Genomic DNA, 14,006 nt, shown 5'->3' on the forward strand with positions numbered 1-14,006 from the left:
GGTCCTCGAACGCGCGGAAGCGCGTCGGATGATGGTTGACTCGGTGAAGCGGTTCGCCCGGACCGCGCGAGGACCGTCCGCCGGAGAGGGGCATCGTGGCACGCGAGAAACACGACCGCATGCTCGGCTACCTCGCAGGCCGCGACGGCTGGACGACGGCGACCGAGGTCGCCGAGGTCCTCGGTGTCACCCCACGCAGCGTGCGCAGCTACGTGACGGCGGTCAACACCCGCACCGCACCGCACGACGTCGTCGAGTCGGGTCCGAACGGCTACCGGCTGAACGCGGACGGGTACGCCGTGTACCGCCGGCGAGCAGCGTCGGCCTTCGAGTCCGAGACGCCTCGGGACCGACTGTACGGTCTCGTCCGCCTCCTCATCAGCGCGCCGACCGGCATCGACGTGCACGAGACGGCGCAGCGCCTGCACGTCAGCGAGTCGACCGTCGAGGGTGATCTCGGCCGCGTCCGCGCCATGTTGGCCGACACCGCACTCACGCTCGACCGGTCGGGGTCGACCGTCACCATGGCGGGCGGCGAGACGGAACGTCGCCGACTACTCAGCCGCATGTTCCGCGACGAGACCGACCGGGGCATCGTCGAGCTCGAAGCGCTCCAGCGGGCCTTCGCGCCGAACGAGTTCAGCCCGTTCAAGGGCGAGCTCCTCGACGCCTTGACCGCCCGCGGTTACTACGTCAACGAGTACGGGATCGCGAACGTCCTCCTGCACATCGCGATCGCGATCGACCGCGTCACCAAGGACCGCCCCGCGGAGCCGACGGACCACGCGCCACGGACGCCGGAGGTCGAGGCGGTCGCGGAGGACCTGCAGCGGCTGGTCGACGCCCACTTCCACGTCGCCCTCGGGGAAGCCGACCTCGTCTACCTGAGCTACCTGCTGGTCACGCGCGTGGTCACCCCGGGGAGCGGCGCGTCCGCCGAGGTGCTCGTCGACGACTACGTCGACCAGGCCGACCTCGCGGCGGTCCGTCAGGCCGTCGACCGCGCGGGCCGCGAATACCTCGTCGACCTCTCCGACGAGGACTTCATCGTGCGGCTCACCCTGCACGTGCAGAACCTCATCCGCCGGGCGCAGGACCAGTCCTACTCGCGGAACCCGCTCACCCGGTCGATCAAGACCTCGTACCCGATGATCTACGAGCTCGCGGTCTTCATCGCGAGCCAGCTGCAGCGCCACGGCTCCATCGTCATCAACGACGACGAGATCGCGTACATCGCCATGCACGTCGGTGCCCAGCTCGAACAGACGGCTCGCAAGGAGGCCCTGCTCGGCTGCACAATCGTCTCGGCCGGCTACTACGACATGCACGAGGTGCTCCGCCGACGCGTCGAGTCGCAGCTCGGCGACGTCCTCGACGTCCGATCCGTGATCACCCGCACCGACGTCGACTGGTCGGCCATCGACAGCGACCTCGTGCTCACGACCATCGAGCCTCCTACCCCGGCCGACGGCATCGTCGTCATCCAGCCCTTCCTCACTGCGGCCGACGTGGAGCGCGTCCGCGGCGCGGTCAGCCGGGTGCGCCGCTCCTCCCGTCTCTCGGAGATCAGCGACGAACTGCTGCAGTACTTCCACCCGGACCTCTTCCTCCGCAACGCGCACGCGGCCGACGAGGAGGCGATGATCCGGCTGCTCGGCGAACGCATGATCGATCGCGGGATCATCGACGAGAGCTACCTCACGGCGGCGATCGAGCGGGAGCGCATGTCGTCGACCGCGTTCACCGACACCCTGGCGGTGCCGCACGCGATGACGATGACGGCCCACTCGACGGCCATCGCGATCGCCGTGAACGAGACACCGATGGAGTGGGGTGGAGCGCGCGTGAGCGTCGTCGCGCTCGTCGCGTTCAGCGAATCGGGTCGCGCCGCCTTCCAGACCGTCTTCGACCAGTTCGTCGAGGTGTTCTCGGAGCGGTCGAGCGTCGCCCGCATCATCCGGCGCTCCGACGACTTCGCGGGCTTCATCGACGAGCTCGTGCACGTCATCGACGCCTGAGCGCCCACGGAGCCGTCCCGGTCACCGAGCCGCCGCGGTCTCCGAGCCGCCGCGGTCACCGAGCTTGTCGAGGTGCTCAGACGTGTTCGGTCACCACGACGGCCGTCGTACCCGGCTCGAGTGCTTCGAAGCGGTGCGGCACGTCGCCGGCGTGGGAGAGGTAGTCCCCTGGCCCGAGTTCGACCTCCTCGCCGACGGGGCCGATCGACGCCCGGCCGGTGCTGATCACCCAGTGCTCGATGACCCCGGGCGAGTGCGGTTCGGACAGCCGCGGCGCCCCCGGCTCGACGACGATGCGGTAGATGTCCCGCCGGGCGTTCGGCGGGCAGGCCGACAGCACCGTCGCGACGTAGTTCGCTCCGGACGCGGCGAGCGTCGGCCCCTCCCCTGCCCGGATCACCTGGACGGGCCGTCGCACCGGCTCGACGAGGCGAGCGAACGGGACGTCGAGGGTGACGCTCAGCGACCAGAGGGTCTCGAGGCTGGGATTGCCGAGTCCCGCCTCCAGCTGGGACAGGGTCGACTTCGCGATCCCCGCGCGACGGGCGACCTCGGCGAGGGAGAGACCGGCACGCTGCCGCTCGCGGGTCAGTGCCGCTGCGACCGCGGCGTGCGGCGCTCCGTCGTCCGGTTGCTCCACCTGGGACATGCGTTCACTCCAATGGGCCGTGCGTTCGATTTGACGAACGATGGGCGGTCGTTCAACATAGTGTACGTGCGTTCGATATGGATTCTGCTCGGTCGGAGGACCACCCGCGCCATCGCGCTCGTGTGCGTCGCCGACGGACTCGTCGGCATCTCCTACGGCGCGGTCGCCGTCCACTCCGGCCTGCAGCCCTGGGTGGTGTTGGCACTCGCCCTGCTCGTGCTCGCCGGCGCCTCGGAGATCCTGTTCGTCGGCATCGTCGCGGCCGGAGGCAGCCCGCTGACGGCCGCACTGGCCGGCCTGCTCGTCAACGCGCGACACCTCCCCTTCGGCCTCGCGATCCACGAGGTCGTCGGCACGGGCTGGCGCCGGATCCTCGGGACGCACCTGCTCAACGACGAGTCCGTCGTCTTCGCCCTCGACCAGGACACGCTCGACCGCAAGCGCGCCGCCTTCTGGGCGTGCGGGCTCGGCATCCTGCTCTGCTGGCCCGCCGGGGCGGCGCTCGGGGCGTTCGCCGGTTCGGTCATCGAGGATACGGACGCGTTCGGGCTCGACGCGATGTTCCCGGCGGTCCTCCTGGCGCTCATCTTCCCCGCACTCCGCGAGCGCCGCACGAGGCGAGCCGCACTCGTCGGAGCCGTCGTCGCCGTCGCTGCGACCCCGTTCCTGCCGGCGGGCGTGCCCGTGCTCCTGTCCCTCGTCGGCTTGCTTCTCGGGTTCGGCCGCCGACGGCCGACGAAGCAGGTCGCCTCGTGAACCAGTCCCTCATCGTCCTGGCCGGGATCGTCATCCTCGCGGCGGGGACCTACGCGTTCCGTCTGGCCGGACCACTCCTCCGCACCCGCGCCGAGGTCTCGGAACGCGTCGAGACCCTCCTCGCCGATGCCGCGATCGTCCTCCTCGCCGCCGTACTGGCGACCACCGCACTCACGCAGGACCAGCAGTTCGCCGGTGTCGCGAGGCTCTCGGGCGTGCTCGTCGCCGGCGTCCTCGCGTGGCGGGAGGCGCCGTTCGTCGTGATCGTGCTGGCCGCGGCCGTCAGTACCGCGCTCCTGCGCCTGGCCGGCGTCGCCTGATCCGTCCCTGACCCACCGACCGGTCCCCGACCCACCGACCGGTCCCCGACCCACCGACCGGTCCCTGAGCCTGTCGAAGGGCGACCGCCTCGGGTATCGCGGTCAGATCCCCTGCCAGGCCGGCTTGTTCGCGTAGGCGTAGCGGTAGTAGTCCGCGTGCTGGAGCTCGGACGCCGCCGCCTCGTCGATGACGACGGTGGCGCGCGGGTGCAACTGCACGGCGGAACCGGGCAGGCTCGCCGACAGCGGCCCCTCGAGTGCGGCGGCGATGGCCGCCGCCTTCCCGGCGCCGAACGCCAGGAGCACGAGATGCCGCGCCCGCAGGATGGTGCCGAGCCCCTGGGTGATGCAGTGCATCGGGACGTCGTCGATCGAGTCGAAGAACCGCGCGTTGTCGCGACGGGTCTGCTCGGTGAGCGTCTTCACCCGGGTCAGGGAGGCGAACGACGAGCCGGGCTCGTTGAACCCGATGTGGCCGTCGGTGCCGATGCCGAGGATCTGCAGGTCGACGCCACCGGCGGCTTCGAGCGCCGCCTCGTAGTCCGCACCCGCATGCTGGATGGTCTCCGTCGCGCCGTTCGGCACGTGGATGCGCTCCGGCACGAGTCCGAGCGGTTCGACGACCTCGCGGGTGATGACGGACCGGTACGACTCGGGGTGCCCGGCCGGCAAGCCGACGTACTCGTCGAGGGCGAAGCCGCGCACCTGCGACAGGTCGAGTCCGCGCGCCCGCTCGGCGAGCGCCGCGTAGACGGGTACCGGCGTGGATCCCGTCGCCAGCCCGAGGACGGCGTCGGGCCGCCCCGAGATCAGCGCGACGACCGCCTCGGCGACGAGCTCGCCTGCGGCAGCTGCATCCTTCACGATCACGACTTCAGCCATGTGATGACGCTCCTCTTCCTACGAGTGCCGCGCCGACCGCCGCGACGGGTGACCCCGTCGGCACGAAGCGCACCCGCTGTTCCAGGTGGAGTGATTCGACGAACCGGGACCCGGCGGCGGATTCGGCCAGGGCCTCTCGGATGACGGCGAGCAGGCGCCCGCCGAGCGCGGTGAGTCCCCCACCGAGGACGATGTCGTCGGCGTCGACGGTGAGGGTCAGGATGCGGACGGCCGCCGCGGCGCCGTGGCCGAGACGCGCTCGGAGGGCGATGGCGCGCGGGTCTCCGGCGTCGGCGTGGTCGAACATCTCGAGCACGGGGAACGCTGCGCTCCCACCCCAGGCGGTGGCGACGGCGCCGCCGGCGGCCATCGTCTCGATGCAGCCGCGCTGGCCGCATCCGCAGCGATCGCCGAGGGGGTCGACCGACAGGTGCCCCACTTCGCCGGCGACGCCACTCGACCCCTGCCACAGGCGACCGTCGGTGATGATCCCGGCGGCGACGCCCGTGCCGAGGTTCAGGTAGGCCATGGTGCCCGAGCCGTCGAGCAGCTGCCAGGCTCCGAGCGCGGCCGCCTTGACGTCGTTCTCCACCGCGACCGGCACGGCGAGGTGCCGGTGGAGGATCGCGCCGAGCTCGAGCTCCTCGACGTCGAGGTTGACGGCATGGGCGACGACACCGGTGCCCGGCACCACCAGGCCGGGGATGCCGACACCGATCGAGGTGAAGCTGTCGATCGGACGGTCGACCGCGAGGGCGAGTGCATGGACGGCCTCGAGCGCCGTCTCCACCACGGCCTGAGCGCCCCGCCCGGTCGGGCGTCGGAGACGGTGCAGCAGGGCTCCGTCGTCGGTGACGACGACGGCGTCGGTCTTCGTGCCGCCGATGTCGAGTCCCACCCTCACGCGGGTCGTCCGCGGAGATCGTCGTGGCTCGTGTGCATGGCGTGATTCCTTCAGTCCCGGGTGCGAGCTGCCCCCACCGGTTTGTTTGCCAAGCTTACAAATATTCGTGGCGCAAGTCCATGCCGCAGCCCGCCGTCCGACGCGATGACGCCCGATCCCCGCCAGGTGTCGGCCTCCAGCGGTACCCTGGAGACCGGCCCGCAGCGCGCGGGCGGCCCGTTGACGGGCACCGAACACGGGGGACCCACACCACCATGAAGAAGAACGCAGCAGCATTCCTCGGCGCGATCGCCGTCGCGGGCCTGCTCCTCACCGGCTGTGCCGGTGGCGCCCAGAGCAAGGCCGACGCCTGCAAGGTGATCGAATCCGAGGTGACCGACTCCGCAGCCAAGCTCCAGTCCGGCCTCAGCTCGCTCTCCTCCGACCCCGAGGGCGCCGTGACGCAGCTCGACGACTTCGCGGACACCTTCGAAGCAGCCGCCGGCAAGGTCACGAACAAGGAGGTCAAGGACTCGGCCGACGCCTCCGTCGACGCCCTCCAGGCCTTCATCGAACAGGCGAGGACCGCCGTCAGCGACCCGGCGACCGCCGACCAGACCGCCCTGACGGACTCCCTCTCGAAGCTCCAGTCCGAGTTCACGGACCTCGGTACGACCTGCAGCCTCTGAGTCCTCACCGTCACGGAACGGGCCCCGGATCACCTGATCCGGGGCCCGTTCCGGGTTCAGTGCACGCGGGCGACCCGCATCGTGAGGATCTCGAACGGGCGCAGGCGCAGCTCCACGGACCCGTCGGGGGCGAGTCGAGGCTGTTCGCCGTGCTCACGCTCGAGGAGGTCCGTCCGTCGGACCGACCGGACCGGGAACCCGAAGGACACCCGACCGGCCGACCGACCGCCGGTGGCCTCGTAGAGTCGGACGACCAGATCGCCTGAGCGGTCCTCCGCGAGCTTGACGGCCTCGACGACGATGCCGGGGCGGTCGACGACGACGATCGGGTCCACCGCCGCACCCTGGACCGGCCGAAGCGGCAGGTTGATCCGATACCCCTCCGCCGCGGCGTCGAGGATCCCGGCGCCGACCGTGAGGGTCGACCGGAGGACGTGCTCCCCCTGGTCCGCCGTCGGGTCCGGGAACCGGGGCGCCCGCAGCAGCGACTGCCGGACGAGCGTCGTCGTGCCGCCGTCCTCGCGCGTGGTGCGGGTGACGTCGTGTCCGTAGGTGGAGTCGTTGGCCACCGCCAGGCCGTACCCGGGCTCCCCGACGTGCACCCACCGGTGCGCCGCCGTCTCGAAGCGGGCGGCATCCCAGGAGGTGTTCACGGCCGTCGGACGGTCGACGTGGCCGAACTGGATCTCGGAGCTCGCGACGTCGGCCCGGACGTCCAGCGGGAAGGCGAGTTTCAGCAGCTTCTGGCGCTCGTGCCAGTCGACGGCCGTCAGGATGTCGACGGTCGGACGCCCTGCGTCGAGCGCGATCGTCTGGGTGACCGAGGAGGACCCGAAGCTCCGACGGACGAGGACCGCGACGCGCCCAGGCGTCTCGAGCGCGACCTCGACGACGTCGGCCCGGTCCAGCACGGTCCAGTGCGTCCGATCAGCCAGGTCCACGTCCCAGGCGTCCCACTGGTTCGGAGTGTCGCGGAAGAGCTGCAGCTCCGCAGCAGCGGCACCGGGCGCGACGACCTCCCGGTCCGCCGCGAGGTCGAGGACGGAGGTGACGCGCCCGTCCGGGTCGACCGTGACGCGGACGAGGCCGTTGTCGAGGACGAAGCAACCGTCGGCCCGCCCGGACAGGACGGCTCGGCCGGCCGTGGTCGTGGCCGCGACACCGAGGGCCGGTACGCCGTCGACGACGAACGGTGACGCGTTCGCGAACCCGGCCGGTCCGCCGTCCCCCGGCGCGGCGAGCGCACGGAGTGACTCGTCGACGAGCGCGGTCAGACGTTCGGCCACGGCTTGGTAGTTCGCCTCCGCGACCTGGTGGACCCAGGCGATCGACGAACCCGGCAGGATGTCGTGGAACTGCTGGAGGAGGACGGTGTGCCACGCCTCGTCGAGGGCGTCGTAGGGGTACTCGGCACCGGTCCTGATCGCCGCCGTCGCCGCCCAGAGCTCCGCCTCGCGGAGCAGATGCTCGCTCCGGCGGTTGCCCCGTTTCGTCCTGGCCTGCGAGGTGTAGGTCCCCCGGTGGAACTCCAGGTAGAGCTCCCCCGACCACACCGGCGGCGAGGGATAGTCGGCCCGGGCTGCTGCGAAGAACGCACTCGGCGTGCCGATCTCGACCGTGGGCGAGCCCTCGAGCGACCTCGTCCTGACGGCGGCAGCGAGCATCTCGCGCGTCGGTCCACCGCCACCGTCGCCGTGACCGAACGGGAGCAGCGAGACGTTCGACTCACCCTTCTCCTGGAACTGCCGCTGCGCACGGTGGAGGTCGGTCGCCGCGAGCGCCGAGTTGTAGGTGTCCGCCGGCGGGAAGTGGGTGAAGACCCGGGTGCCGTCGATCCCCTCCCACAGGAAGGTGTGATGCGGGAAGCGGTTCGTCTCGTTCCAGGAGACCTTCTGCGTCAGGAAGTCCGTGGCGCCGGCTGCGGCGACGATCTGCGGCATCGCCGCGGAGTACCCGAAGGAGTCCGGCAGCCACACCTCCGTCAGGTCCAGCCCGAACTCCTCCAGGAAGAACCGTTTCCCGGCGACGAACTGGCGAGCCATGGCCTCCCCTCCCGGGAGGTTGGTGTCCGACTCCACCCACATGCCGCCCACGGGGACGAAGCGTCCCTCCGCGACCCGCGACCGGATGCGCTCGAAGAGCTCCGGGTAGTGGTCGCGCATCCAGGCGAACTGCTGGGCGGAGGAGCAGGCGAACACGAAGTCGGGGTCGTGGTCCATGAGGTCCAGGACGTTCGAGAAGGTGCGCGCACACTTGCGGATGGTCTCCCGCACGGGCCACAACCAGGCCGAGTCGATGTGGGCGTGACCGACGGCGACGATGCGGTGCGCGCTCGCGGAGGCGGGAGCGGCGAGCAGCGGCGCGAGCACGTCGCGGCCGAGCTGCGCGGTCCCGGCGACGTCGTCGGGATCGACCTCCTGCACGGCCCCGCCGAGACCACGCAGGAGCTCGGCCCGCCGAGGCTGCTCCGGACCGAGTTCACATCGGAGGCCGTCGAGCGTCCAGCAGTCCTGCAGCAGCTCCCAGACCGTGACGTCGAGCTGGACGACGTCGACGCGATTGAGGCGGTAGATCGGATCCGTGCCGGCGGTCGCGGGATCGCCGAGCGGGGTGGGCGCGAAGTCCCACACTCCGGCGACGTCCGGGTTCGAGGCCGCCTCCACCCAGACGTCGACGACGCCGCCCGCGCCGACCTGCACCGGGACGTGCATGTTCAGGGGTTCGAGCGCCTTCACGATCCGGCCGCTCGGGTCGTACACGAGACCCTCCGCCTGGAATCCGGGTTGAGCGATGGAGAACCCGAGGTCGATCAGGAGCTCGATGCGCGTCCCCGGCTCGTCCCACCCGGCGGGCACGGTCCCCGTGACGTGGAACCAGGTGGTCCCCCACGGTCTCCCCCAGGCGTCGCCGACGGCGAACGGCCGGTGATCCGCGGCGACGGCGGTCTCGAACGGCACGGGCTCACCCGGGACCTCCCAAGCCGTCACGTCGAGTGGCGCCGACCTCCGGAGGAGCGCCGGGGTGAGCCGCTCCCGCATGAAGCGGACGATCCGGGCTTCGGTGAGCGCGTCGTCATGGTGCATGGTGGAGCCCTTCGTTCGAGACGGTGGTACCGGGTCGGACGCGGCCGACTACTTCACGGAGCCCTCCGTGAGCCCGCCCCGCCAGAACCGCTGGAGCACGATCATCGCGATCGCGAGCGGGATGATCGACAGCAGTGCACCACCGGTGGTGAGCTCGTAGAACCCCGGGAGGCGGTCGACCTGGCTCCGCCAGTTGTTGAGTCCCAGCGTGATCGGATACAGGGAGCTGTCCGACAGCATGACGAGCGGGAGGAAGTAGTTGTTCCAGATGCCGACCAGTTGGAACAGGAAGACGGTCACGAGCGCCGGCGTCAGGATCGTCAAGCCGACCGTGTGGAAGATGCGCAACTCGCTCGCGCCGTCGATCCGAGCCGCCTCGATGAGCGAGTCGTCGATCGTCGCGTCGGCGTAGATCCGACAGAGGAACAGGCCGAACGGCGAGACGAGCGACGGGAGCAGCACCGCCCAGTACGTGTTCGCGAGCCCCAGCTGGCTGAAGAGCAGGAAGAGCGGCAGCGCCGTCGCGGTACCGGGGACGAGCACCCCGCCGAGGATGGTGCCGAACACGAGGTTCCGACCCCGGAACCGGTACTTCGCGAGGGCATAGCCACCGGCTGCTGCGAGGTAGGTCGCGACGAGCGCGCCGACACCCGCGTAGAGCACCGAGTTGCCGAACCACCGGACGAAGATGCCGCCGTCGTAGGTGAGCACCTCGTGCAGGTTCGACCAGAGGGAGAACTCCGAACCGAGGAGGAACCCGTTGCTCCCGAAGAGGTCCTCGGTGCTCTTCGTGGCCGCGACGACGACCCAGTACACCGGCACGAGGAAGTACACGGCGACCACGACGAGGACGCCCGTCACGATGACGCGCGAGGCCCGGGAGCCGCCTGGGCGTCCGTGCCGGTCCGTCAGCCGCTGCGACCGCTTCGACGCGGTCGCGGTCGTGATGCTCCTGGTCGTGCTCATGACGCCCTCCTCGAGGTCAGTCGGAGGAAGGCGAACGAGAGCGCGAACGCGACCACGGCGATCAGCACGGCCTGCGCGGCCGCCACGTTGTAGTCGTTGTAGGCGAAGGCGGTCGTATATGCGCTGAGGTTCGGCGTGTACTCGTTGTCGATCGCCGGCGAGACGGTCTGCAACACCTGCGGCTCGGCGAAGAGCTGCAGGGTGCCGATGATCGAGAACACCGTCGTGAGGATGAGCGCCGGTCGGATGAGCGGCAGCTGGATGCTCATCGCGACCCGGAACGGTCCGGCACCGTCGACCTTCGCCGCTTCGTACACCTCACCGGGGATGGCCTTCAGCTGGGCGACGATGATCATCATGTTGTAGCCGGTGTAGGTCCACGTCACGATGTTGGCGATGGACCAGAGCACGGTGCCTGCGCCGAGGAAGTCGAGTTCGATCCCCATCGCACCGGCGATGTCGATGATCGGGCTGAGCCCTGGGACGTAGAGGAACGACCACAGGATCGTCGCGATCACGCCGGGGATGCCGTATGGCAGGAAGTACACGGCCCGGAAGAACCCGGGCCACTTCGCGGAGGCGGACTCGAGCAGGAGCGCCAGCAGGGTGCACAGGGCGATCATGACCGTGACCTGCACCACGCCGAAGAGGAGCATCCGGCCGATCGAGGCGATGAAGTTGCCGTTCTCCAAGGCTTGGACGTAGTTGGAGAACCAGGCGAACTCGGTGGTGACCCCCTCCTCACCGAAGACGCCCTTCCGCGAGACGCGGAGGAAGCTGCTGCCGATCGCGACGATGATCGGCAGGATGAAGGTGAGGATGAAGAGCGCCAGGAACGGTCCGAGGAGCACCCACGGGGCCGCGACCGAGGTCCGGCGTCGGCGCTGCGCTCCCGGGCGCGACGGGTCGCCAGACGCACCACGGTCCGGGCGTTCCGTGACGGCGGTCACGACGCCGCCTCGATCCGAAGCCCCTTGTTGCGGAACGCGGTGATGACGTCGCGCTGACCCTGGACCACCGCGTCCACGAGGGTGCCGCCCGAGGCCTTGGCCCGGAACCCGTCGGCGAGGATGTTGAAGGTCTGCTGCGTCAGCGGCCACCACTGCCATTCGTCGTTCTGTTCCGTGGCCGCCGGCACGAAGACCTCCTCGTTGTAGTTCTGGCCGCCGAAGAACTCGCTCGGCTGCTGTCGGCCGGCACCGATGTAGGCGTCGTTCGGTGACCAGCCGATGCCGGAGTGCTCGATCATGGCGTCGATACCGGCTTCGCTCGTCGTCATCCACACGGCGAACTCGAGCGCCTCCCGCGGGTGGGCGCTGTTCGCCAGGACGGCGGCCGTGGACCCACCCTGGAAGGTCGAACCGTACCCACCGCTCGCCCACCGTGGCAACGGCGCGACCCGCCACTTGCCCTCGGCCCCGGAGACACCCTGCAGGAGGGCGTCTCCCCAGCTGGCGCCGGCGACCGACGCGATCGAGTCCTTCGCCGCAGCGGCGAACCAGGCCGGTGAGAACTGGCTGTAGGAGGTGGTCATGACGCCCTCGTCGATGGCCCGGTCGAAGAATCGCGCCGTCTCGAGGGTCGCGTCGTCCGTCATGTCGACGATCCATCGGTCGCCGTCGACGCGGAACCAGGACGCGCCGGCCTGGGTCGCCATGGCCGCGAACCACGAGGCGTCGTCGAGGGCGAAGCAGTCCAGGTACATGCCTGCCTCGCGCACCGCCCCCGCCACCTGGAACCAGTCGTCCCAGGTGGTCGGCGGCTTCGCGCCCACCCGGTCGAGCAGATCCGGCCGGTAGTACAGCGCCATGGGACCGGAGTCCTGGGGGATCCCGTACACCCCGTCGACGTAGGAGACCTGGTTCCAGAGGGTCTCGTTGTACCGCGACGCGACCTCGTCGGCGCCGTAGCGCCGGAGGTCGATCAGCCCGTTCACGAGCAGGAACTCGGGGAGGGTCCGCATCTCGACCTGTGCGAGATCCGGGCCACCGCCAGCTGCGAGCGCCGAGTAGAGCTTCTGATACCCGCCGTCGTTGCCGCCGGGGATCCACACGGCCTCGACCTGGACGTTCGGGTGGTCGGCGTTCCAGACGTCCGCGACCTTCTGGAGGTCCTTCAACCAGGCCCAGTACGTGAGGGTGATCCGTTCGCCCGAGCCGATCGGGGCGATCGTCCGACCCGTGTTCGGCGACACCGTGCCCGGAGTGGAACAGCCCGCCAGGAGCGCCGTCGCCCCACCCGCCGCAGCCCAGGCGAGCAGCTGTCTTCTCGTCATCGGTGACATCGATGGTCCTCACTTCGTCGTCGAGGTGGTCCATCGACGCTAACACGACCGTCCGGAACCGCGTCGAGACCCGAACGGCGGACGGGGCCCGGGAGCGTGTGCTCCCGGACCCCGTCCGTGTGGTGCTGGTGTCGGTCAGGCCGACGTCATCAGGCCAGGCGCGCCTTGAGGTTCGCCGAGATCGTCTCGAGGAACTCCTCGGTCGTCTGGTAGGCCTGCTCGGGCCCGACGAGGAGCGCGAGGTCCTTCGTCATGGCGCCGGACTCGACCGTCTTGATGACGACGTCCTCGAGGGTCGCTGCGAACTCGATGAGCTCCTGGTTGTCGTCCAGCACGCCGCGGTGCTGCAGGCCACGGGTCCACGCGAAGATCGACGCGATCGGGTTCGTGGACGTGGGCTTGCCCTGCTGGTGCTGACGGTAGTGACGCGTGACGGTGCCGTGCGCCGCCTCAGCCTCGACGATCTTGCCGTCCGGGGTGGCGAGCACGCTCGTCATGAGGCCGAGAGAACCGAAGCCCTGGGCGACGGTGTCGGACTGGACGTCGCCGTCGTAGTTCTTGCACGCCCAGACGTAGCCGCCCTCCCACTTCATGGCCGAAGCGACCATGTCGTCGATGAGGCGGTGCTCGTAGGTGATGCCCGCGGCCTCGAACTGCTCCTTGAACTCGGCGTCGAAGATCTCCTGGAAGATGTCCTTGAAGCGGCCGTCGTAGGCCTTCAGGATCGTGTTCTTCGTGGAGAGGTACACCGGGTAGTTGCGGTTGAGGCCGTAGTTGAGGCTCGCCCGTGCGAAGTCGCGGATGGAGGCGTCGAGGTTGTACTGCACCTGGGCGATGCCGTCGCCCGGCGACTGGAAGACCTCGAACTTCTGCGGCTCCGAGCCGTCGTCGGGCGTGAACTCGACCGTGAGCTTGCCCTCGCCCTTGAAGAGGAAGTCGGTCGCGCGGTACTGGTCGCCGAACGCGTGACGGCCGATGATGATCGGCTTGTTCCAGCCCGGGACGAGCCGCGGGATGTTCGAGATGATGATCGGCTCGCGGAAGATGACGCCGCCGAGGATGTTGCGGATGGTCCCGTTCGGGCTCCGCCACATCTTCTTCAGGCCGAACTCCTCGACCCGCGCCTCGTCGGGGGTGATCGTGGCGCACTTGACGCCGACGCCGTGCTTCTGGATGGCGTGCGCGGCGTCGATCGTGATCTGGTCGTCCGTCTCGTCACGCTTCTCGATGCCGAGGTCGTAGTACTCGAGGTTCACATCGAGGTAGGGGTGGATGAGCGAGTCCTTGATGAACTGCCAGATGATGCGAGTCATCTCATCGCCGTCGAGTTCGACGACGGTGCCTTCGACCTTGATCTTCGACACTGGTTGTCCTTTCTGATGCCGCCCTGAGCCGAGCGGCCTACGGAGGTGCGCACGCGGTGGAGTGCTCCGCATGGCATGGAGGAGACCGCATCCGAAAGGTGGGACGGCACGG

At 69.7% G+C, this 14,006-nt stretch carries 12 protein-coding genes; 4 read left to right on the forward strand and 8 right to left on the reverse strand.

The window, feature by feature from the left end:
- Positions 1-95: 95 nt before the first annotated feature.
- Positions 96-2,018 (forward strand): transcription antiterminator, encoded by a 1,923-nt coding sequence (locus ASF68_RS05650; RefSeq protein ID WP_369796419.1) that lies wholly within the window; start codon positions 96-98, stop codon positions 2,016-2,018.
- Between the two features lie 76 nt (positions 2,019-2,094).
- On the opposite strand, the gene ASF68_RS05655 is transcribed toward ASF68_RS05650, so the two are convergent.
- Positions 2,095-2,667: a helix-turn-helix domain-containing protein gene (locus ASF68_RS05655; protein ID WP_056007933.1), complete on the reverse strand. Its 573-nt coding sequence runs from the start codon at positions 2,665-2,667 to the stop codon at positions 2,095-2,097.
- A gap of 66 nt (positions 2,668-2,733) precedes the next feature.
- On the opposite strand from ASF68_RS05655, the gene ASF68_RS18660 reads away from it, so the two are divergent.
- Positions 2,734-3,423 carry an AzlC family ABC transporter permease gene (locus tag ASF68_RS18660; protein WP_056011440.1) on the forward strand — a complete coding sequence of 230 codons (690 nt, stop codon included), beginning with the start codon at positions 2,734-2,736 and terminating at the stop codon, positions 3,421-3,423.
- The gene (locus tag ASF68_RS18665; protein WP_056007936.1) at positions 3,420-3,743 is read left to right on the forward strand and encodes an AzlD domain-containing protein; all 324 of its coding nucleotides are present in this window, start codon (positions 3,420-3,422) and stop codon (positions 3,741-3,743) included. Before ASF68_RS18660 ends, ASF68_RS18665 begins: the two co-directional genes overlap by 4 nt.
- Before the next feature lie 102 nt (positions 3,744-3,845).
- Here ASF68_RS18665 and ASF68_RS05670 read toward each other — a convergent pair whose 3' ends face one another.
- Complete coding sequence (locus tag ASF68_RS05670) at positions 3,846-4,625, reverse strand: glucosamine-6-phosphate deaminase (RefSeq protein WP_056007939.1); 780 nt, start codon at positions 4,623-4,625, stop codon at positions 3,846-3,848.
- On the reverse strand, positions 4,618-5,529 hold the full coding sequence (locus ASF68_RS05675) for an ROK family protein (protein ID WP_056007942.1): 912 nt from the start codon (positions 5,527-5,529) through the stop codon (positions 4,618-4,620). The genes ASF68_RS05670 and ASF68_RS05675 overlap by 8 nt, the downstream gene beginning before the upstream one ends.
- Before the next feature lie 254 nt (positions 5,530-5,783).
- On the opposite strand from ASF68_RS05675, the gene ASF68_RS05680 reads away from it, so the two are divergent.
- On the forward strand, positions 5,784-6,197 hold the full coding sequence (locus ASF68_RS05680; RefSeq protein ID WP_056007945.1) for a hypothetical protein: 414 nt from the start codon (positions 5,784-5,786) through the stop codon (positions 6,195-6,197).
- A gap of 56 nt (positions 6,198-6,253) precedes the next feature.
- Here ASF68_RS05680 and ASF68_RS05685 read toward each other — a convergent pair whose 3' ends face one another.
- From ASF68_RS05685 to ASF68_RS05705, 5 genes are all read right to left on the reverse strand, one after another.
- The gene (locus tag ASF68_RS05685; RefSeq protein WP_056007948.1) at positions 6,254-9,280 is read right to left on the reverse strand and encodes a glycoside hydrolase family 38 C-terminal domain-containing protein; all 3,027 of its coding nucleotides are present in this window, start codon (positions 9,278-9,280) and stop codon (positions 6,254-6,256) included.
- Between the two features lie 48 nt (positions 9,281-9,328).
- Entirely contained in the window at positions 9,329-10,246 is a 918-nt protein-coding gene (locus ASF68_RS05690) for a carbohydrate ABC transporter permease (protein WP_082498501.1), read from the reverse strand.
- Entirely contained in the window at positions 10,243-11,196 is a 954-nt protein-coding gene (locus tag ASF68_RS05695) for a carbohydrate ABC transporter permease (RefSeq protein ID WP_056007952.1), read from the reverse strand. Before ASF68_RS05695 ends, ASF68_RS05690 begins: the two co-directional genes overlap by 4 nt.
- Complete coding sequence (locus ASF68_RS05700) at positions 11,193-12,530, reverse strand: extracellular solute-binding protein (RefSeq protein WP_056007955.1); 1,338 nt, start codon at positions 12,528-12,530, stop codon at positions 11,193-11,195. The genes ASF68_RS05695 and ASF68_RS05700 overlap by 4 nt, the downstream gene beginning before the upstream one ends.
- 149 nt (positions 12,531-12,679) lie before the next feature.
- Positions 12,680-13,894 (reverse strand): NADP-dependent isocitrate dehydrogenase, encoded by a 1,215-nt coding sequence (locus tag ASF68_RS05705; RefSeq protein WP_056007958.1) that lies wholly within the window; start codon positions 13,892-13,894, stop codon positions 12,680-12,682.
- Positions 13,895-14,006: the final 112 nt, after the last annotated feature.

This window comes from Plantibacter sp. Leaf314, assembly GCF_001423185.1.
In the GTDB taxonomy this organism is placed as follows: Bacteria; Actinomycetota; Actinomycetes; order Actinomycetales; family Microbacteriaceae; genus Plantibacter.

What these genes read in the sequence shown, in the direction of transcription:
- ASF68_RS05690 (WP_082498501.1), bottom strand. Translation starts at nt 10,246, where the DNA reads ATGAGCACGACCAGGAGCATCACGACCGCGACCGCGTCGAAGCGGTCG.
- ASF68_RS05685 (WP_056007948.1), bottom strand. Translation starts at nt 9,280, where the DNA reads ATGCACCATGACGACGCGCTCACCGAAGCCCGGATCGTCCGCTTCATG.
- ASF68_RS05700 (WP_056007955.1), bottom strand. Translation starts at nt 12,530, where the DNA reads ATGTCACCGATGACGAGAAGACAGCTGCTCGCCTGGGCTGCGGCGGGT.
- ASF68_RS05680 (WP_056007945.1), top strand. Translation starts at nt 5,784, where the DNA reads ATGAAGAAGAACGCAGCAGCATTCCTCGGCGCGATCGCCGTCGCGGGC.
- ASF68_RS05670 (WP_056007939.1), bottom strand. Translation starts at nt 4,625, where the DNA reads ATGGCTGAAGTCGTGATCGTGAAGGATGCAGCTGCCGCAGGCGAGCTC.
- ASF68_RS05655 (WP_056007933.1), bottom strand. Translation starts at nt 2,667, where the DNA reads ATGTCCCAGGTGGAGCAACCGGACGACGGAGCGCCGCACGCCGCGGTC.